At 33.5% G+C, this 19,700-nt stretch carries 20 protein-coding genes; 9 read left to right on the top strand and 11 right to left on the bottom strand.

Features of this window, described 5'->3' with window-relative positions:
* Window positions 1-93: 93 nt before the first annotated feature.
* Together P8M54_RS16195 and P8M54_RS16190 are read left to right on the top strand one after the other, a co-directional pair.
* On the top strand, window positions 94-447 hold the full coding sequence (locus P8M54_RS16195; protein WP_300289087.1) for a 2TM domain-containing protein: 354 nt from the start codon (window positions 94-96) through the stop codon (window positions 445-447).
* A 47-nt stretch (window positions 448-494) separates the two neighbouring features.
* Window positions 495-1,253 carry a LytTR family DNA-binding domain-containing protein gene (locus P8M54_RS16190; RefSeq protein ID WP_300289086.1) on the top strand — a complete coding sequence of 253 codons (759 nt, stop codon included), beginning with the start codon at window positions 495-497 and terminating at the stop codon, window positions 1,251-1,253.
* A 75-nt stretch (window positions 1,254-1,328) separates the two neighbouring features.
* Here P8M54_RS16190 and P8M54_RS16185 read toward each other — a convergent pair whose 3' ends face one another.
* The 6 genes from P8M54_RS16185 to P8M54_RS16160 form a co-directional block, all read right to left on the bottom strand.
* Window positions 1,329-1,511 (bottom strand): CsbD family protein, encoded by a 183-nt coding sequence (locus P8M54_RS16185; protein ID WP_300289085.1) that lies wholly within the window; start codon window positions 1,509-1,511, stop codon window positions 1,329-1,331.
* Between the two features lie 118 nt (window positions 1,512-1,629).
* Window positions 1,630-2,409, bottom strand: coding sequence for a CDP-alcohol phosphatidyltransferase family protein (locus P8M54_RS16180; RefSeq protein ID WP_300289084.1), 780 nt, complete (start codon window positions 2,407-2,409; stop codon window positions 1,630-1,632).
* Window positions 2,410-2,461: 52 nt separating this feature from the next.
* The gene (locus P8M54_RS16175; RefSeq protein WP_300289083.1) at window positions 2,462-3,481 is read right to left on the bottom strand and encodes a COX15/CtaA family protein; all 1,020 of its coding nucleotides are present in this window, start codon (window positions 3,479-3,481) and stop codon (window positions 2,462-2,464) included.
* 58 nt (window positions 3,482-3,539) lie between these two features.
* Window positions 3,540-4,967, bottom strand: coding sequence for an HD domain-containing protein (locus tag P8M54_RS16170; protein ID WP_300289082.1), 1,428 nt, complete (start codon window positions 4,965-4,967; stop codon window positions 3,540-3,542).
* Window positions 4,968-4,983: 16 nt separating this feature from the next.
* Window positions 4,984-5,364, bottom strand: coding sequence for a GxxExxY protein (locus P8M54_RS16165; protein ID WP_300289081.1), 381 nt, complete (start codon window positions 5,362-5,364; stop codon window positions 4,984-4,986).
* A 91-nt stretch (window positions 5,365-5,455) separates the two neighbouring features.
* The gene (locus P8M54_RS16160; protein ID WP_300289080.1) at window positions 5,456-6,016 is read right to left on the bottom strand and encodes an L-threonylcarbamoyladenylate synthase; all 561 of its coding nucleotides are present in this window, start codon (window positions 6,014-6,016) and stop codon (window positions 5,456-5,458) included.
* 60 nt (window positions 6,017-6,076) lie between these two features.
* Here P8M54_RS16160 and P8M54_RS16155 point away from each other — a divergent pair, with 60 nt between their 5' ends.
* Entirely contained in the window at window positions 6,077-6,949 is an 873-nt protein-coding gene (locus P8M54_RS16155; RefSeq protein WP_300289078.1) for a lysophospholipid acyltransferase family protein, read from the top strand.
* Window positions 6,950-6,951: 2 nt separating this feature from the next.
* Here the strand turns inward: P8M54_RS16155 and P8M54_RS16150 are convergent, their stop codons facing one another.
* Window positions 6,952-7,758 carry a glycosyltransferase family 2 protein gene (locus P8M54_RS16150; protein ID WP_300289077.1) on the bottom strand — a complete coding sequence of 269 codons (807 nt, stop codon included), beginning with the start codon at window positions 7,756-7,758 and terminating at the stop codon, window positions 6,952-6,954.
* A 141-nt stretch (window positions 7,759-7,899) separates the two neighbouring features.
* Between P8M54_RS16150 and P8M54_RS16145 the strand changes: the two genes are divergently transcribed.
* The gene (locus P8M54_RS16145; protein WP_300289076.1) at window positions 7,900-8,649 is read left to right on the top strand and encodes a glycosyltransferase family 2 protein; all 750 of its coding nucleotides are present in this window, start codon (window positions 7,900-7,902) and stop codon (window positions 8,647-8,649) included.
* A 495-nt stretch (window positions 8,650-9,144) separates the two neighbouring features.
* Entirely contained in the window at window positions 9,145-9,906 is a 762-nt protein-coding gene (locus tag P8M54_RS16140) for a glycosyltransferase (protein WP_300289075.1), read from the top strand.
* A 106-nt stretch (window positions 9,907-10,012) separates the two neighbouring features.
* On the opposite strand, the gene P8M54_RS16135 is transcribed toward P8M54_RS16140, so the two are convergent.
* The 3 genes from P8M54_RS16135 to P8M54_RS16125 are packed head-to-tail and all read right to left on the bottom strand — an operon-like array spanning window position 10,013 to window position 13,902.
* Window positions 10,013-11,134 (bottom strand): glycosyltransferase family 1 protein, encoded by a 1,122-nt coding sequence (locus P8M54_RS16135; RefSeq protein ID WP_300289074.1) that lies wholly within the window; start codon window positions 11,132-11,134, stop codon window positions 10,013-10,015.
* Between the two features lie 21 nt (window positions 11,135-11,155).
* Window positions 11,156-11,995 carry a 2,3,4,5-tetrahydropyridine-2,6-dicarboxylate N-succinyltransferase gene (locus tag P8M54_RS16130; RefSeq protein ID WP_300289073.1) on the bottom strand — a complete coding sequence of 280 codons (840 nt, stop codon included), beginning with the start codon at window positions 11,993-11,995 and terminating at the stop codon, window positions 11,156-11,158.
* Window positions 11,996-12,000: 5 nt separating this feature from the next.
* Window positions 12,001-13,902: an acyltransferase family protein gene (locus P8M54_RS16125; RefSeq protein WP_300289071.1), complete on the bottom strand. Its 1,902-nt coding sequence runs from the start codon at window positions 13,900-13,902 to the stop codon at window positions 12,001-12,003.
* A gap of 141 nt (window positions 13,903-14,043) precedes the next feature.
* On the opposite strand from P8M54_RS16125, the gene ruvX reads away from it, so the two are divergent.
* Window positions 14,044-14,460, top strand: a complete 417-nt coding sequence (gene ruvX, locus P8M54_RS16120; protein ID WP_300289070.1) for a Holliday junction resolvase RuvX — start codon at window positions 14,044-14,046, stop codon at window positions 14,458-14,460.
* A 120-nt stretch (window positions 14,461-14,580) separates the two neighbouring features.
* On the top strand, window positions 14,581-16,077 hold the full coding sequence (locus P8M54_RS16115; protein ID WP_300289069.1) for a malate:quinone oxidoreductase: 1,497 nt from the start codon (window positions 14,581-14,583) through the stop codon (window positions 16,075-16,077).
* Window positions 16,078-16,100: 23 nt separating this feature from the next.
* Here P8M54_RS16115 and P8M54_RS16110 read toward each other — a convergent pair whose 3' ends face one another.
* Complete coding sequence (locus tag P8M54_RS16110) at window positions 16,101-18,332, bottom strand: FUSC family membrane protein (RefSeq protein ID WP_300289068.1); 2,232 nt, start codon at window positions 18,330-18,332, stop codon at window positions 16,101-16,103.
* A 199-nt stretch (window positions 18,333-18,531) separates the two neighbouring features.
* Here P8M54_RS16110 and def point away from each other — a divergent pair, with 199 nt between their 5' ends.
* Window positions 18,532-19,119 (top strand): peptide deformylase, encoded by a 588-nt coding sequence (gene def, locus P8M54_RS16105; protein WP_300289067.1) that lies wholly within the window; start codon window positions 18,532-18,534, stop codon window positions 19,117-19,119.
* A gap of 73 nt (window positions 19,120-19,192) precedes the next feature.
* On the top strand, window positions 19,193-19,660 hold the full coding sequence (locus tag P8M54_RS16100; RefSeq protein ID WP_300289066.1) for a DUF5606 domain-containing protein: 468 nt from the start codon (window positions 19,193-19,195) through the stop codon (window positions 19,658-19,660).
* Window positions 19,661-19,700 lie beyond the last annotated feature (40 nt).

The raw sequence follows: 19,700 nt of genomic DNA, 5'->3' as shown, positions 1-19,700 counted from the left end.
CAGGATTGGGAAGAACAAAAGATCAAAGAATTCATGGCTATGGAAGAAGAAGAGAAAAGGTATAAAACAGGAAACAACTAATAAGTAAACAAGATGGGACGATATAGAAGAAGAATGTTCGACAATTACCAAGAGGAAGTCAACAGTCCTGACGAATTATATAACTTGGCGTACAAGCGTGTCAAAAGAATAAAAGGTTTTTATGTCCATGCACTGGTATATGTTCTTGTTAATGCCTTTCTTATTTTTTCAAATTTTGACAGGAATACGAATGGAATTGAAGTCCTAACGAGATGGGAAACGTGGAGTACCGCTCTTTTTTGGGGAATTGGTTTAGTAGCTCATGGCATGTCAGTTTTTGGGCGCGATTTATTTTTTGGGTCAGACTGGGAACAAAAAAAAATACAAGAGTTTATGGATAAGGACAAAACTAACAAGTGGGAATAGTGAATTTTTTCACCGCAAACCACTTAGAATAAACAAATAACGCACCTATGACCACAATCATAATCGAAGACGAAAAACCAGCTGCAAGATTATTGGAAAGAAAATTAGAAAAATTAAATATCGAAGTCGGAGTGATGCTACACTCTGTCGAAGAAGCCGTAGACTGGTTTTCGACAAACGAGCATCCAGATTTGATCTTTTTAGATATTCAATTATCAGATGGGTTGTCTTTTGAAATTTTTGAAAAAGTCGAAATTAAAAGCGCAATTATTTTTACAACGGCTTACGATGAGTTTGCTTTGCGTGCTTTTAAATTAAACAGTGTTGATTATCTTTTAAAACCAATAGATGAAGATGATTTAGAGTTGGCAGTTGCCAAATTTAGGGAGCGATTACCCAAACAAGAGAAACTACAGCTTGATTTTGACGAAATAAAGAAAATGCTCTCCAATCCTTTTGAAAAGGAATTTAAAAAACGATTTACCGTAAAAATAGGCCAACATTTAAAGGTCATTGCCGTAGAAGAAATTGAATGTTTTTATAGCGAAAATAAAGGAACTTATATTCATACTTTCGATAATAGAGATTATCTTATCGAGACTACTCTAGAGGTCTTAGAGCAAGAACTGGATGCAAAGGATTTCTATCGCATTAGCCGCAAGTTTATCGTCCCTTTGAGAGCAATTAAGGAAATTGTCGTGTACAGTAACTCGAGATTGAAAGTGATTTTGCCATCGTATAAAGAGGATGAGGTAATCGTAAGTCGAGAAAAAGTAGTGCACTTTAAAGACTGGTTAAGTAAATAAATAAGTCTAAAAAGACAGCCGCTTCAATCATTTTAAAAATAATTGAAGCGGCTGTTTTGATTAAATCACCCGAATTTATTCAAATAAAGACAAAATCTCTTTTTTAGTTTTACCTAATTTCTGTTGCAATTTACCCCACACTTCATCGTCTTGTCCTTCTTCGAATAGCAAGTCGTCATCAGTGAGTTCAGCAAATTTTTGTTTTAAATTTCCTTTAAGTTCATTCCAGTTTCCTTTAATTTCTTCTGAATTTGGCATAATGTATAGATTTAATGATTACTAAATGTCTTCTACAAAGATGCCACTATATAGAGCGAAAACTGTTACAGCTTTTTCAGGAAATGTTTCAATATTTTTAGGTTTTACTTCTGATTATCTAGCTTTTAATCTTAAAAACCGTTTTTCTGATAGCGATTAAAACAAAGATTAAAATCGAATAAATAATAAAGAATGGTATAATGTAAGCTGCTAGGTTAAAGGCTAGCATTGCAGCAATAATCAGTAATTGAAAACCTAGTCCATATAGAGAAACAACTGTCATAAACCAGTTGGGAAACGTTTTTACTTTGTAAGCATCGCTATCTAGGAAATGAATTATTTTATCAAAACCTCCGTACACCACGGTGTAGATATTGAATAAAACATTAACCGCTTTTTGGCTTTCATTACCTAATGCCTTTGGTGACTTGTATTCAAAAATTTTACTAGTAGTATCACCTCCAACCGATTTATTTCTCAAAATCACATAATAGTAGTTGTATAGCGTTCCTTGCAATTGGATACAAAAAAAAGCGCCTAAGGTCATTATAATCGAAGTTTCAGTTACGTACCGAATAGTCAGCAAAAAAAGAAAATTCAGAATAATATCAAACACACTATCTAAATAGCGTCCGGTATAAGAAGGCGTGTTTTTGATTCGGGCTAATTCACCGTCGGCAGCATCAATACCTGATTTTAGAATGATAAAAAACCCGGCTAAATAATAGTGGTTTTCTAAGATACAGTAAATAGCTAATAACCCAGAAACACCAAAAAGTAATGTAACATGAATAGGAGTAAAGCGTGTGTTTTTTAATAGATTAGCGAGCGAAGTCCCAAAAGATCTTCCGTAATCTGATAAGTCAAGAAATTTATCTTGAGCAGCAAGTTTTGACATTTTAAGTTAATGAACGAGGAAATGCGACAATATAGTCAGTGGTATAAATGCGTTACAAAAATACCTTTTTGCTTTTAGCTTCTAAAATTAAATAAAATTGAATTCCAAATAAAAGTGATGCCAAGACCACATGAATGGTTTGAGTTCCAAAAGGGAAATCAAAGTAATACATACTTATTCCAGATACAATCTCAATAAATAGTAGAAATACAACCCAATTTAGTTTTGTAAAGCCAAGCACTAATTTACGATTTAAAGAGAACAAATATAGGTTTGTAAGTAGGACAATGATAGAAAAGGAACGATGGATATAAAATGCAATCGTCGGGTTTTGAAGCCACATGATTTCGGGAGCTCCAGTTTCTGATATGTGATCAACATGCTCACGAACAGTTGTTCCTAAAACGATTTGGATGATTGTTAGTGCTAATGATCCAATCAAAATCCAATTGAATTTTTGATTGTTTACAAATGGCTTTCTGTCTTTTTGTACCGCGTAGATCACAATCAATTGAAAAGCAACAATCAAAAGTGCTGCCAACATATGGGTTGTAATTTTAAACGGATTTAAAACTGAATCGACCACGGTTTTTCCTAGCCATGCTTGGAATCCCATCAATACACAGATGAAAAAAGTCATGAGAATTAGCTTTTTCTTTTCTTTCCAATATCCAAAAGAGAGGGCAAATGTAATCACGCACGCAATACCTGCCAAAGCACCCACAAGTCGATTGATGTATTCCACCCAAGTATGTAAAGGGTTAAAGATCGCATAGTCGTGCTTGGTATATTTATCCCAATTGGAATGGTCAAAGTCGGTTTGAGCGACAAAGTCCGTCTTTGCAACTAAAAGCGCTTCGTCTTTTATAATCACTTGGCCTTTATCATACTCTTTTCCAGCAGTAAATAGAAGTTCGCTTTGTTCAGTAGGCGGAATGTAGTATCCAAAGCATTTAGGCCAGTCAGGACAACCCATTCCAGAGCCCGTAAGTCTTACGAATGCGCCCGCAAAAATCACAAGATAAACAAGGACTAACGCTATTTGAGCCGATTTTAAAAAGTACTTTTTCACTGGAACTATTTTTATGTAAAATTATCTGTTTTAGACTGGGAAATAAAATGCACAAAAGTTAAACTTTCTTTAATCCTAACTTCTCTGCTTTGATAACCATGAAATCATAAGCTGCTTGGTATTCGTTTGGAATATCACCTTCTAATATCGCTTCTTTAATGGCTTCTTTTAAAATTCCAATTTCTCTGCATGGTTGTAAATTGTAAACCGCCATAATCTCCTCTCCCGAAATAGGAGGTTGAAACTGACGGACATGATCCCGTTCTTCCACTTCAACGATTTTCTTGCGAACAATATTAAAGTTATTATGGTATTTTTTGAATTTTGACGGATTTTTAGTGGTGATATCTGCCTCGCAAAGTGTCATTAAATTTTCAACATCTTCGCCAGCGTCAAATACTAAGCGACGTACCGCTGAATCCGTTACTGTATCTTGAGATAAAACAATAGGGCGCGAGCTCATGATGACCATTTTTTGAACAAATTTCATTTTGTGATTCAATGGCATATGTAAGCGTTCAAAAATCTTCTTTACCATTTTTCCACCTAAAAATTCATGACCGTGAAAAGTCCAGCCTTGCTTTTTGTTAAAGCGTTTGGTAGGTGCTTTTCCTATGTCATGTAGTAAAGCTGACCATCGTAGCCAAACATCATCAGTATTTGGACAAATGTTATCGACTACTTCTAGTGTATGGTAAAAATTATTTTTATGTGTTTGTCCTTCTATTTCTTCTACATTGTTTAAAGCAGTAAGCTCTGGTAAAAGAATATCGAGAAGTCCAGTTTTATATAAAAGTAAAAACCCAATTGATGGTGTGTCAGTCGAGAGTATTTTGTTTAATTCATCAACAATACGCTCTCCTGAAATGATTTTGATTCGCTCTGCGTTTTTAGTAATTGATTGAAGCGAATTTTCTTCGATTTCAAAATTAAGTTGATTCGCAAAACGAATGGCACGCATCATACGCAATGGATCATCTGAATAAGTAATATCAGGATCAAGAGGTGTTTTTAAAATCTTTTTTTCAATGTCTGCAAGTCCATCAAAAGGATCAAGTAATTCCCCGTAGTTTTTGCTATTTAATGAGATTGCTAAGGCGTTTATGGTAAAGTCCCGACGATCTTGATCATCCTGAAGTGTACCATTTTCGACCACAGGATTTCTGCTTTCAAAATGATAGGACTCTTTACGAGCACCTACAAATTCGATTTCGGTATCTTCAAAACGCAACATAGCGGTACCATAGTTTTTAAAAACTTGTACTTTGGGTTTGTTAGGTAGTAGTTTAGATACTTTTAAGGCTAATTCGATTCCGCTTCCTACTGCGACCACATCGATATCTTTTTTAAAAGTTCGACCTAGAATTAAATCTCTCACAAAACCGCCAATTACATAGCTGTCAACATTCAGTTCTTGAGAGGCTTGGGAAATGATTTCGAAGATTTTATTATTTAACGCTTGTTTGTATTGTGTATTATTAGCCACAGATTCACTGATTTTTTTATTTTGTACTTATGATTCGTTTATACTCAATTGAAGTTTTATTGAAATTTGCTAATATTGCTAATTTATTATCAGAAACTTTTAAGTAGTTTAAGCATTGAGAAACATGACTGTTATGAAATGATTCACTTGATTTTACTTCCAGAATAATTTTATCAAAAACGATAAAATCTGCGTAAAACTTATGTTTTAGTATTGTATTTTTATAATTTACTGAATATTCTTTTTCTCTTTCAAAAGGAATACCTAAACTTTTAAATTCAAATTCAATTGCATCTTTGTATACTATTTCTGAGAAACCTTTTCCTAATTGTTTATGAACTTCAAATAGGACGCCTATAATTTTATAGCTTTCTTCTTCGTATAAATATTCATTCATTGCTTCTCTTTTTCAAAAACATTAAAGATTTCACTATTAATTTTATTTAAAATCTGTGAATCTGTGGCTTTTTTTATAGTAAATTCATCATCTATTTGCGTATCACTTTTACTTGAGAATCATTTGTCAACTTGATTATTGTTGAAGGTTTTCCAGCTATTTTATCCTTATGCAAATTTACAACATAGTCTACACCCTTTATAATTTCAGGACTTATTTCTTTAAAACTTTTAGGCGTAGGTTGGCCTGAAATATTTGCTGAGGTCGAAACAAGCGGTTTTTTCATTCGCTCTAGTAATTTAAAGCAAAAAGGTTCCTTGATGATGCGGATTCCTAGTGTTTTATCAGAAGCTATTAAATTTGGAGCCACATTTCTTGGGTAATCAAGCACTAAAGTAGTGGGGTTTTCAGAGAAATCCATAATCTGCCAAGCTACCTCGGGAACTTCTTTAAATACATTGTAGATCATCTTTTCTCCGTTCATCAGGACAATCATACTTTGCGTTTCGGCTCTTTGCTTCAATTTATAAATTTTGGCAACAGCCTCAGCATTGGTAGCATCGCAGCCTATTCCCCAAACCGTATCGGTAGGATAAAGGATAATACCTCCTTCTTTAATGACCTCGTATGCTTTTACTATTTCGTCTTGCATTGTAATTGTTTATATTTGCAAAGATATTAAATCAATACTATTCTAGCTTTATAAAAATCAATGCAACTTCTTCTCTATATATTAGTTTATCCGCTTATTTTAATTATTTCATTGTTACCGTTTCGACTGTTATACCTACTTTCGGATGCGATATGTTTTGTCATCTATCATGTGGCTCGATATCGTCGAAAAGTGGTTCGTGATAATATTGCCCTTGCCTTGCCGCATTTGTCGCAAGAGGAGCGAGCAGTAATTGAAAAAAAATCGTACGAGCACATGTGTGATATGTTTCTAGAAATGATGAAAACAATGTCGATTTCTAAGAAAGAAATGGAAAAGCGAATGGTGTTTAAAAATCTAGAAGCCTACTTAGACTTAGAGAAAAAAGGTAAAAGTATTGCTATGATGTTGGCTCATTATGCCAGCTACGAATGGGTTATTTTGATGAATTCAAAAATAACATATGAGGGTTACGGTATCTATAAAAAAATTAATAATGTTTACTTTGATCGTTTGGTAGGCACAATACGTTCTAAATTTAATACACACTTAATACACACCAGCGAAAGTTCAGCAATTATAGAGCACAACAGTCAAATTGGTAAAAAAGCAGTTTATGGATTCGTTAGTGATCAATCTCCGCAGTCAAAACCTAAAACGCACTGGGCACCATTTATGGGTGTTGAGGTCCCTGTTTATACAGGAGTTGAATATTTGTCCAAAAAGCTAGATATGGCTGTGATTTATTTGAAAGTAAGTAAGGTGAAAAGAGGTTATTATGAAGCCGAGTTTGAAATTATAGCAGAATCTACTCAAGGGATCCCTAATTATGAGCTTACTGATATCTTTTTAAGAAAAGTTGAAGCTCAAATAGTAGCAGCGCCCGAGTTTTATTTATGGACACATAAACGGTGGAAGCATATGAAAAGGTAAAACTAAATGTCAGTCATTTTTTTAACTATTCCATCACTACACCAGAAAGTGTGGGTACTTTTGTTCTTTTCTAGTATTTTATTATTTACCTCTAAGAAATTTTTATCTTGTTCATGATGATATAAATGATATTGAATTCCTGCTAATCTTAGTTTTTTTAATGATAATCCTTTTTTGAATAATCTAGAGGTTATTTCAGAATCTTCTCTACCCCAAGTAGTGAAATTTTCGTCGTAGCCATTAATTTCAATTAAATCCTTTCGCCAAAAACTCATGTTACACCCTCGAACTGTAAAGATTAATTTTTCTGCAGGACTGTTTTTTGCGTTGATAAATTTGTTTATGATTGGAAAATGTACGGCGTTCAATCTATTCTTTATTTTTTTTGAAAAAGGTGTGAATTTGATGTTATTATTTATCAATGTCAATTGAGTAGTTTCTGCCGAAAGTAGTACTCTTGGTCCAGTCAAAAAAGTGTTTTTTGCAGCGTAGTAAATATGATCTTTAATATAATTATCGTGTAGTATAATATCGCCGTCAATCTGGATGATATAATCATATTTAGACTTTGCAATTGCTTTGTTTCTAATTAATGCTAAACGAAAACCAATGTCTTCCTGCCAAATATGTTGAATAGGAATCGTACTTTTTTTAATGAAACGTTCAATAACTTGATTTGTTTCTTCGTTAGATCCATCATTTGCAATTATTATTTCATTAGGTTTAATTGTTTGTTTTTCAACGCTTTGTAGTGATAATAAAAGTGCGTTTGGCCAGTTGTATGTAGAAATGATCAATGAGACAGTCATAAGTTTTGTCGTATTTTGCGAGATGTTTTTGAAAAGCAAATTTACATTTTTATCATCAATATACTTCGGCAAACATAGTTTATAATTCTAACAATTTTAACCTAATAGTTTTTATATTTGTCCAATAAACAATGAATTAAAATGAAGCTATCTGTTGCAATTATTACATTTAACGAAGAAAATAATATTAAGAGAACACTAGATGCTGTTTATGATATAGCTGATGAAATAATCATCGTTGATTCGAACTCTACGGATAACACAAAAAGAATCGCATTGCGCTATTCGAAAGTACGTTTTTTTAATGAAGATTTTAAAGGTGATGGTTTGCAAAAACAATCTGCTATAGATAAATGCAAAGGTGAATGGGTGTTGTTAATTGACGCAGATGAGGAGGTTACTTTAAGGTTAAAGGAAAAAATTAAATATTTGGTGCTTAATAATAATGCTAAATATGATGTGTATACCATCAGATTAGTATCTATTATCAATATGAAGGTTATCCGTTTTGGTGGTTGGAGTAAAGTTACTAAACGAATATTATTTAAAAGAAACTCTGGACAAATTAGCCCTGTGGCGGTTCATGCATCTTGGCAGACCAATAGTCCGATTGGGTTTATTACTGAAAGTATTAATCATTATTTATACAGAGATCCTCATCATCAAATAGATAAGCTAAATTTATATTCAACGGAACAGTCTAAGGTTAATTTTCAGAAAGGAAAAAAAATAACATTGTTTAAAGTTGTTTTCATACCTTTTTATCACTTTATAAAAATGTACATCTTTAGATTAGGTTTTCTCGATGGTAGTACGGGTTATTATTTAGCAGTTGTGAACTATTTTTATGCTTTTTCAAAATACTACAAATTATACCAGTTGCAAAAATAATAAAATTTAGCTAGTGCTAGTTCTCTTTTAGTGCATGGATAACCATACTGGTATTTAGTTAAATAACACATTAATTTATATTTCTTTACAACATTAATTTTTGACTTGTGATATAGATGCTGATGATTAATTTTTCTTTAACTTTCGTGTCGATTTACTCGCAAAACATGTGCTGAACCGATTTAGAGTCTGTTGTAAAAAAAAACAAATTTATTGACACTGAAATATGTTTGTGAATTCAATTATAAATAATTTCTAGTAAGGTGCTAAATGTATAATTATACTGAATCTTGTTACTTGGTAATTTTTGCCGTAGTTGTTATTTTTTGTTCTCTTTTGCATTTAAAACTTTCTTTCTCTATTTCTTTCGCGTCAGTGTGTAAATGAGTTCGTTTTATGTTTTTTTGGAAAAATATTTTAAGAGGAAGAAGTTTTTAGATTGCGGACTTTTTATAATTGGTATATTTGTTTAATATTAACTAATAAAATAAAGTAATGCTGGATAGGGAATCTATAACATTTGTGATGACTAGTTGTAATCGATTTGATTTACTTGGTCCAACGCTCGATAGCTTTTTAAAATTTAACACGTATCCTATTGAAAAGTATATTTTTATTGAAGATACTGACAAAATTGAGCAGCTAACTAAAGTAATAAAACTTTTTCCAAAGGTTTATTCAAAATCAATATTATTGTGTAACGATCCCAAATTAGGACAGATAAAAAGCATTGATAAAGCATATAGTTTTGTTTCGACAGATTATATTTTTCATTGTGAAGAGGATTGGGAATTTTATAATAATGATTTTATTGAAAAATCTATTTCATTATTAAAAGAAGACTCTAAAATAATTAATGTATGGCTCAGAGAATTAAATGATACGAATGGGCACCCCGTTGAAGATCAATTGTTTATTTCTAGATCAGGACTAGAGTATAAGAAGCTAATAACAAATTACAAACAAGTTTGGCATGGTTTTACTTTCAATCCTTGCGTAAAACGAATGATAGATTACAAATTAGTAGGCTCTTACGATAATGTAGGCCATGAGTCTGCAATCGGAAAATTGTATTATGATGATGGTTATTATGCCGTAATTTTTACAAAAGGATTTTTAAGACATTCGGGTTGGTATAGAAGGGTTTTAGATAGTGATAAGGATAGGAGTAAATTTCAAATAGAAATAGATGGGTGGTTTAAAAAGCATAAAGCACAATTTTACAAGTTCGTAGGTTTGTATGGTAAAAATAAATAATATTTATTTCGTCTAGCTATTCATTATTAGCGAAAAATAAATTGGAATAATAGTTCCAAGTTTCACCCTAATTGTAACTAATAGCGTTGTGTTCATCTGAATTTAGTTACGATTTTAGAGTTTCTGAGTAAAGCTGTTCGATTTTTTGGAAGATTTCTTCATCATTAAATTGCTGAGCAAATTCATATCCTTTATCAGATATTGAATTTCTTAATGTGCTATCTAATAATAGTAAATTTATTTTTTCAGCTAATTCATCAGGATCATTAGGATCGATATATAGACTATCTGGACCACCAGCTTCTGGAAAAACACCATATTTATTAGTAATAACAGGTGTTTTTGAATATAAAGCCTCTATGATAGGTATTCCAAAACCTTCAAAAATGGATGGGTATACAAACACAGTAGCAAGTTGATAGGTAATAGCTAATTCTTTATTAGTCAACCCTTTTAGAAAAACAACTTTATTCGAAATTCCATTCTCTTTGATGTAGTTTTTAATGAGAGTAGTATATTTCGTTTCTTTACCTATTAAAACTAATATGGTGTCAATGTTTTTAATTGCTTTTACAATTGTAAGTGCATTTTTTCGCTCCTCGATTGTTCCCACGTTTAGAACGAACCGTTCCGGAAGATTAAATCGTTTTGCAACTTCATTTTTTTCAGCAGAGCTGTATTGTTCTTTAAAAACGGCATTACATCCTTGGTATATAACTTGTACTTTTTCGGGTGCAACGTTAAGGAAACGAACTATGTCAGTTTTTGTCTGCTCGCTAATTGCAATGATTTTATCTGCATTTGTGGCTGCTTTTTTGAATTTAAAATAATGTATTTTTCTGTCAAAAAAGGAATATAATTCAGGATAATGCATAAAAATGAGATCGTGAATAGTCACAACACTTTTTATGTTATTCTGTTTTAATCCCATAGGAATTTCTCCAGATAATCCGTGAAAGAGAGTGATTTTATCTTTTACTAAGTCAGCAACAATCCCTTTTTGTCGCCATAAATTGTAAAACTTTTTGAAGTAGGCTGTTTTAGGTTTTTTTTCAAAAACATTATTGTCATTGGGAATGAACAATACCTCTTTCGCTTGTTTCGGATTGTAAAGGAAATAATTATTTTTATCAGAATATTGGCTAAGAATTCGGATTAAATCTCGACTATAGTTGCCTAGACCAGTTTTATTGTGAAAAATTCTTTTTGCTTCAAAGCCAATATTCATGATAATTTTATTTGAATTGATTTATACCGCTACGTCGTATTCGCGTAGCGCATTATTCAATGAAGTTTTTAGATCAGTAGAAGGCTTTCTTGTTCCAATGATCAAAGCACAAGGCACTTGAAATTCGCCAGCCGCAAACTTTTTAGTATAACTCCCTGGAATAACCACTGAACGAGCAGGAACAAAACCTTTCATTTCCACAGGTTCATAACCAGTTACATCAATAATTTTAGTAGAAGCCGTCAAGCACACGTTAGCACCTAATACTGCTTCTTTACCAACATGAACTCCTTCAACAACTATACAACGAGAACCAATAAAAGCGCCGTCTTCAATAATAACGGGTGCAGCTTGTAAAGGCTCTAATACGCCACCAATACCAACACCACCACTCAAGTGAACATCCTTACCAATTTGAGCACAACTACCTACAGTTGCCCATGTATCCACCATTGTACCTGCATCAACATAAGCACCAATATTTACATAACTTGGCATCATGATAACACCACTTGAAATGAAAGATCCATAACGTGCAGATGCACCTGGAACCACACGAACACCTTTTTCAGCATAGTCTTTTTTCAATAACATCTTGTCGTGATATTCAAAAATTCCTGCTTCCCAAGTTTCCATTTTTTGAATAGGGAAATACATTACAACCGCCTTTTTTACCCATTCGTTTACTTGCCAAGAATCAGGACCGACTGAAGTCGAACTATCACCAATAGGCTCAGCAACTCGTAACGTACCTGCGTCTAAAAGTGCAATAACTTCTCTGATAGCATTAGTCGTCGTTTCTTCTTGTAACAAAGCTCTGTTTTCCCAAGCTTGTTCTATAATTGTTTGTAATGAATTCATTTGATTTATAATTTTTTTAATGGATTTGTATGTAATTTTAAATATTTTTCTCCAATAAGGCGCGCTCCGCTTGTGTTGAGATGATCTTCATTTCGATACACTATGGAGTTGTTTATTTGGGTGGTAAAATGTGTTTCATCAACTTTTACACTTTCATTCATATCAATTATTATAACTTCAGGGAATTGTTTATGAATTCGATACACTAAATAGTCACTTGTCCTCGGCTCTGGTGCAAAGATATAACTTTCATTATAATTTTTAGGGTAGGCTTTTGTTAACATTAATTTGTGTAACTTCAACTCAGGAATAGTACGTAAACAATCAAAAACAACAATCTTTTTTTTGAGTTTTAAGAGCTCTGCTATGTTGTTTATTATTCGCTTACTATTAATTTGGGATTTACTCAGGCCTTCCCAATTTGCAGCTATGTATATTGTTTTAAATTTTTTAGCATATTCTAGTCTGTCAAGGCCATACTGCTCCGCTTTTGTCGGATTGTTATCGTCATCGTAATTAACAAGAATTGGGTAACCTCCGGCCGCTGAATCATGGATGTATAAATTAGCATCTTTGGCTAAAACATCTAAAAATGCTGCGGTGTGGTTAGCGAATGAGTCTCCAATTAAAACACCATCTAAACTGTCTTTTTCAATTCCTAAAAAACATTCATCACAATTGCCTACTTTGAATTTATCAAAACAATTTTTTCTGAGGTTACTTGGATAATTAGTTTTAGGATTAAATTCAGATAAGGTTTCGTAACGAGCTGGAAACCCATCAAATTTGTCAATAATTCCGTAGATGCTAACTGAAATTAAGACAACGGGTACCATTACATAGAGTAGTGTCTTTTTGAAGTTAAAGGTAAAAGTGGTTCGGAATGGCTGCTCAATATATTTCCAGCTCAAGTAGGATAAAATAAAAATAACAAATAAAGTAGCTATTCTCGTAATTCCAGTAAATTCCACCGCAAAATATTTTAGAAAGGCAAATATTGGCCAATGCCACAAATACATAGAGTAGGATATGGTACCAATTAGGACAATTAATTTATTTCTTAATAAACCATTAATAAGGCCCTCTTGGGTATTGTTCCCTTTATTGGAGTAGATCAATAATGCAGCTCCAAGACAAGGCCAAAGGGCGTTTAAACCCGGAAATAAACTTTCCTTTTGTAAATAGAGTGCAGGAAGCACTATCAGCAAAAGTCCAATTATTGACAAAACATTGTTAATCATTTTTTTAGCAAAAGGCAATGAATGCCAAAAAACAGCTAGTGTTGCTCCTATCCCTAATTCGAAAAAGCGTCCTTGCAATAAAAAATAGGCTGTATTTTGATCGGTGTTGGTTAAATAAATAGAGTAGAGTAGTGAAAGAAACAAGATGATTAGAATGGCAATCCTTTTTATTTGAATTGTCTTTAATTTAGAAAGTAGCAAGAGGATGGCCGGCCATATAAAGTAAAATTGTTCTTCGACTGATAAAGACCAAGTATGTAAAAGCGGCATAAGCTCAGAGTTCTCAGCGAAGTATTGCCTATTGTTTATCCACAAATGAATATTATTTGTGGAGACTATAGTATGAATTAAAGTTCGAGAAAAAGCCTCAAAGTCGCTAGCGAACATAAAGTAAGCCGGAATCGTACAAATAAGGAGGATGAAGAATAGCACCGGAATAATACGTCTTATCCTTCTTAAATAAAACTGTTTGAAAGAGAAGGTATTGTTGAGTATTTCTTTTTCGATCGTGTTAGTGATTAAGAAACCTGAGATAACAAAAAACACGTCAACTCCAACATATCCGCCAGGAATCCATGTAAAATTAGCGTGATAAAAAACAACGATAAGTACCGCTATAGCTCTTAAGCCGTCAATATCAGATCGATAAGAAAAATCTTTATTCATTTTGAATTTTTTTCAAAACTAATTTATTTTAAAGTAATAAGCAATTTTAATGTGCTTTGGCTAAGTATGAAATTTCTTGTTGTTCAAGTTGTTATTTCAATTATTTAAAAGCTTAATTTTGCGTTCACTAAATCGAAACGAATGCCAAGAATTCTCGCTATTGATTACGGACAAAAACGAACTGGAATTGCGGTTACTGACGAAATGCAAATTATTGCCTCCGGACTAACCACAGTTCCTAGTGCGACAGCAATTGCTTTTTTGAAAGACTATTTTTCAAAGGAAAAAGTTGAGGCAGTATTGATTGGCGAACCCAAACAAATGAATGGGCAGCCATCAGAAAGTGCTTCAATAATCAAAGGTTTTGTTACTCATTTCACCAATCATTTTCCAGAGATGAAGGTAATTCGTGTCGATGAGCGATTTACTTCTAAAATGGCATTTCAGTCGATGATTGATAACGGGATGAAAAAGAAACAGCGTCAAAACAAGGCCTTAATAGACGAGATTTCAGCTACCATTATGTTGCAAGATTACTTAAACAGAAAGCCATTTTAATTCCGAATTAGTAGCTAAAAATAACTACAAATATTTTTTTGTTAAATCTCTTTTAAAGCGCACTTTTATACTTTTTTTAGGAACTATATAAAGTATCTTTGCATTTTAAAAAAATGTGCTATGCCTGATACAATTATTCGTTCAAATACTGATGTCGTTCTAATAGGAGCCGGAATTATGAGTGCTACTCTAGGACTGATGCTAAAAGAGTTACAACCAGATATTAAAATTGAGATTTTTGAAAGATTAGATATTGCAGCTGCCGAAAGTTCAGATGCTTGGAATAACGCAGGAACAGGACATTCTGCATTTTGTGAATTAAATTATACGCCTGAAAAAGAGGATGGTTCTATTGGTCCTAAAAAAGCAATTAGTATTGCTGAGTCGTTTGAAGTATCCCGACAATTCTGGTCTTACCTTGTTCAAGAAAATAAAATTACTGCACCTGAAAATTTTATTAAAAGAGTGCCACATATGAGCTTTGTTTGGGGAGCTGAAAATGTTACTTTCCTTAAGAATCGTTTTGACACCTTACAAGCCAACCCTATTTTTAAAGAGATGACTTTTAGCACTGATTTCGCTAAGCTAAAAGAATGGATGCCACTAGTAATGGAAGGTCGACCAGAATCAGGAGAAGTTGCAGCAACCAATATGCCTATTGGTACTGATGTTAATTTTGGTGAGCTAACGCGAAGTATGTTCAATTATCTAACTAGTTTAGATGGTGTAACGATGCATTTTCATAATGAGGTGAGAAAAATTAATAAACGTGATGATGGAAGGTGGAGATTAAAAGTAACCGATTTATCGTCAGGTGAAAAGAAAAAAATATATACAAAGTTCGTTTTTATTGGTGCAGGTGGTGGTTCTTTACCATTGTTAGAAAAAGCCGATGTTCCTGAAGGAAAAGGATACGGTGGTTTCCCTGTAAGTGGGCAATGGCTTAAATGTACTAATCCAGAGGTTATCGCAAAACACCAAGCCAAAGTTTATGGTAAGGCAAGTGTGGGTGCGCCACCAATGTCAGTTCCTCATATTGATTCCCGAATGATTGACGGTCAAAAAGCGTTGCTTTTTGGACCTTTCGCGGGATTTTCAACTCGATTTTTGAAAAACGGATCGTATTCAGATTTGCCATTATCAATCAAACCTGATAATATTTACCCTATGATTGTTGCTGGGATAAAAAATATTCCGCTGACAAAATATTTGATTCAACAAGTAAGACAGTCTCCTAAAGACCGAATTAATGCACTGCGAGAATATGTGCCAAGTGCTCGATCTAAGGACTGGGTGCTAGAACGCGCTGGGCAAAGAGTACAAGTTATCAAAAAAGACGAAAAAGAAGGTGGGATTTTAGAATTTGGAACCGAGGTAATCAATACAGCTGATGGTAGTTTAGCGGTATTGTTAGGAGCTTCGCCAGGAGCTTCAACAGCGGTGTCTATCATGGTGGATTTAGTGGATCGCTGTTTCAAGGATCAATTAGCAACCCCTGAATGGCAACAAAAAATGAAAGCCATGATTCCTTCTTATGGACAAACTCTAAATGATAAACCAGAATTACTGAATCAGATAAGAAATCATACAGCTACTGTTTTAAAATTAAACAAGTAATTGCAACCTGAATCCCAATATTTTTATTGGGATTCATTTTTTACAGTCAGTAGTTTTTTTGTTTCTTTAAAAAGACTTTCGGACAGACTTGTCAACCATATCAGCTGTTCAATGACTAGTTGAGCTTCTTCCATTTTTAATTTAAAATCTGCATCAGTAGCAGCGGTATTTCCTTTTATTTCTCGTTCTCTGATTTTATTTAATTCTGTAAATCGCGTTTTTAAAGTAGCCGCAACTAGGTCCTCATTTATTACAATTGTATTTTCTTTGCTTAAAAGCAAAATGGCTGCATCTAAATTTTGAAGTGCCGCGTTGACAACCGCATTAAATGCATCTGAAGCCTGCGTCGTTTTATGGGATTGAATGTAAGTTCCCAGTGACGCGAGAGAAGAAAGCAAAGAATGATTAATGACGGTTAATTTATAGACCTGCTGCAATTTAGTTTGTTTGGATTTTGGCTCTTGAATCATCCTTTGAAAGGACGCCATTAAGTTTCCAATAGCAACAAAAGCCTCCTTTCTGGCTAAACGATACGCCGTTGTTACTTCCCCTTTTTGATTGTATAAAATCGAAATTTGATTCAAGTAATTTCTATTGGCGGCAATCGCTTTACTAATAAATGTAGGTAAATTTAAAAATTCCCAAGATGGCCAAATGAAATAGTTTGCTAAAAAAGCCAATAATGCCCCTACCGAAGTATCAAGAATACGGTATTGGATTACATCAATAATGTTAGGAGTTAGTAATGCATAAATAAAGACAACATATATAGTAACAAAGGTGGCTCCAATTTTATAGTTAGTAGGAGTATAGGTAAAACCTAAAAGCATGGCCAGCACGGCTAGACTTACGGTTATTGTAGTGTCTTTCACAAAAAAAAGAATACCAAATGCTATTGCACCTCCTAATAAGGTTCCAAAAATTCGATGGTAGGTTCTTTCGTTAGTAAGACCATAACCAGGTCGCATAATCACTACAATCGTCAATAAGATCCAATAGGTATTTTGAAAAGGCAAGATTTGTCCGATTATAAAACCAATTAGTATTGAAATTGTTAGTCGAGCCGAGTGTCTAAATACGGTTGAAGAAAAACTTAAATTTTCAATTAAGGTGCTCCACAGGTACGTATTTGGTGCTATGAATTTCTCTAAATCTCTATCTCTGCCTTTTAATTCATTCGCTTGAATATTTTGGAGAAAAGCGCGTTCAATTGTTTTAATTTTTTCAGCTTGCCTTTCTGCGTAGTGCAACATATTATTGAGCATTAAAACACCTTCATCTGCTTCTTGAGTGCGCACCGATTTTTCATAATCTGATATCGCTACTTCTAAATTTTGCAATTCTTGTAATAAGTTGTGTTTTGCATTGTATTTTGTTCCGTTTTCAATGCTTTTTCCAATGGTTTTCAAACAGGCAGCAAGTTGGTATGCCAAATTTTGATAAGTCTGTAAAACCTGCGGGTGGTCATCAAATTTTTGATGTAATTTATTGTGATCAAATGAGGTAGCGATGGCCAATTCCATGATCTCCACCAAGGAAATAAATGTCATTAACATTTTTCTGTTTTGGTTCGAAGAGCCTACATTGGTTCGGTTTCTAATTAAAACTTCTCGTATGTTTTCATGAATTGCATTCAATTCAACCTGAAAATGAAGTTGTTTTTTGGTAATTGCCTTTCGATCCGAGTTCAACTCCCATAAGTCGCCTCTTAATTTTAAGTATTTTGCCGTAACTAAAATACCTTGAGCGATTTGAAGTTGTATGTATCGATGCGGACGTAGGTAAAAAAACAAAAGCGATATGATCAAATAAAATAACCCACCTGATAAAAGCAATCCAGAATACCGAATCATTTCCCAGCCGCTATGCAAATGCGCAAAGGCAAGGGATATAGCCAGTAAACCCGAAAAAGAAACCATAGTAGCTCTTTGCCCGTAAACGGAAATCATGGATAGTAGAAATGTTAAAAGTAACAGGATAGGATAAAATAGCCAAGGATACGGTTGCACCAAGTTGATAACCAGGTTTATCGTCGCAACAGTAAACGCCGCTACCAGCATGCCGTTGACTTTGTGCTTTAAACTGCTTGGGATATCGCTAGGATACGTTAAAATAGCGCCTAAAGCAATAGCAAATCCCGATGAGAAATCTCCCAAATAGCTAAATAGTAAAGCAGGAACAACTGCTGAAAAGGTTACTTTTAAAGCATTTGTAAAATGAGTACTGTCAATAAATTTCTTGATATTAGTAATCATAGAGTAAAGATTATCTCCAAAGGTACGGATTGTGCGATTTATCTATAATAAAAAGTGTGGTTTTTACGGTTGAATAATAAAAAAAGGCTAATAGTTAAAGATCCGATTATTCATTGTCCAAAATTTTACTATTTTTGCGCACCATATTTTAAGGAGTACTACTTCTTAGTCATGGTTAATGAATCTTAATACAAGAATAATGATTTTACCAATTATAGGTTACGGTGATCCAGTTTTAAGAAAGGTAGCAGAAAATGTAACTGCGGAGTTTCCGGACTTGAAAGAAACGATAGTTAATATGTACGAAACCATGTATAATGCTAACGGCGTTGGTTTAGCAGCTCCACAAGTTGGGAAAGCACTTCGTATATTCGTAATAGACACTACACCTTTTAGCGATGATGAAGATCTGGATTCAACGGAGCAAAAACAATTAAATGGCTTTAAGCGTACTTTTATTAATGCAAAAATGATAAAAGAGGAAGGAGAACTTTGGGCTTTTAACGAAGGTTGCTTGAGTATTCCGGACGTTCGTGAGGATGTTTATAGAAACCCTACCATTACTATTGAATATTGCGAAGAAGATTTTGTCATGAAAACAGAGGTTTTTGATGGACTGATTGCGCGTGTTATTCAGCATGAGTACGATCATATCGAAGGAATTTTGTTTACAGATAAAATTTCGTCTTTGAAAAAACGATTGATTCAAAAAAAGCTTAAAAATATTATCGAAGGAAAAACATTCCAAGAGTACCGCATGAAATTTTTCGGTAAAAAAGGAAGATAAGTAGCGAGTCGGTATAGTTTTTGGAGAAAGTAAAAAATACAATTCAAATTGAATTCTTAATAAATTAAATAAAATGAATTTAGAAAAAATATTATCCATTTCGGGAAAGCCAGGTTTGTATATTTTAAAAGTACAAACACGTACTGGTTTTGTTGCAGAATCATTAGCTGATGGAAAAAAAATATCAGTAAGTCTTAAAAGCAACGTGAGTTTATTATCAGAGATTTCAATTTATACGTATGAAGGCGAGAAACCTTTAGTAGAGATCATGAAAAACATTGCTGCTAAAGAAAGTAACGGGCCAGCTATCTCTCATAAAGAAGATAATGCTACTTTAATGAGTTATTTCAGAGAAGTGTTAGCTGATTTTGATGAAGAAAGAGTCTATCCTTCTGATGTAAAGAAAATTTTAAATTGGTACAATACCTTACAAGCAAAAGGATTAGTAGTTGCTGAAGAAGCTGCCGCAGCTGAGGTAACAGAAGCCGCTACAGAGGAAGTAGCTGCCAAACCAAAAAAAGAGAAAAAAGTTAAAGAGTAATTTTTTTTGAAACGAATAAAAATCCTGCTTTCTATACGCT

Origin of the sequence: Flavobacterium sp. (genome assembly GCF_029242675.1) — a bacterium.
Classification (GTDB): domain Bacteria; phylum Bacteroidota; class Bacteroidia; order Flavobacteriales; family Flavobacteriaceae; genus Flavobacterium.
The sequence above is the reverse complement of the archived record's forward strand: the minus strand, read 5'-3'. Positions and strand labels throughout refer to the sequence as shown.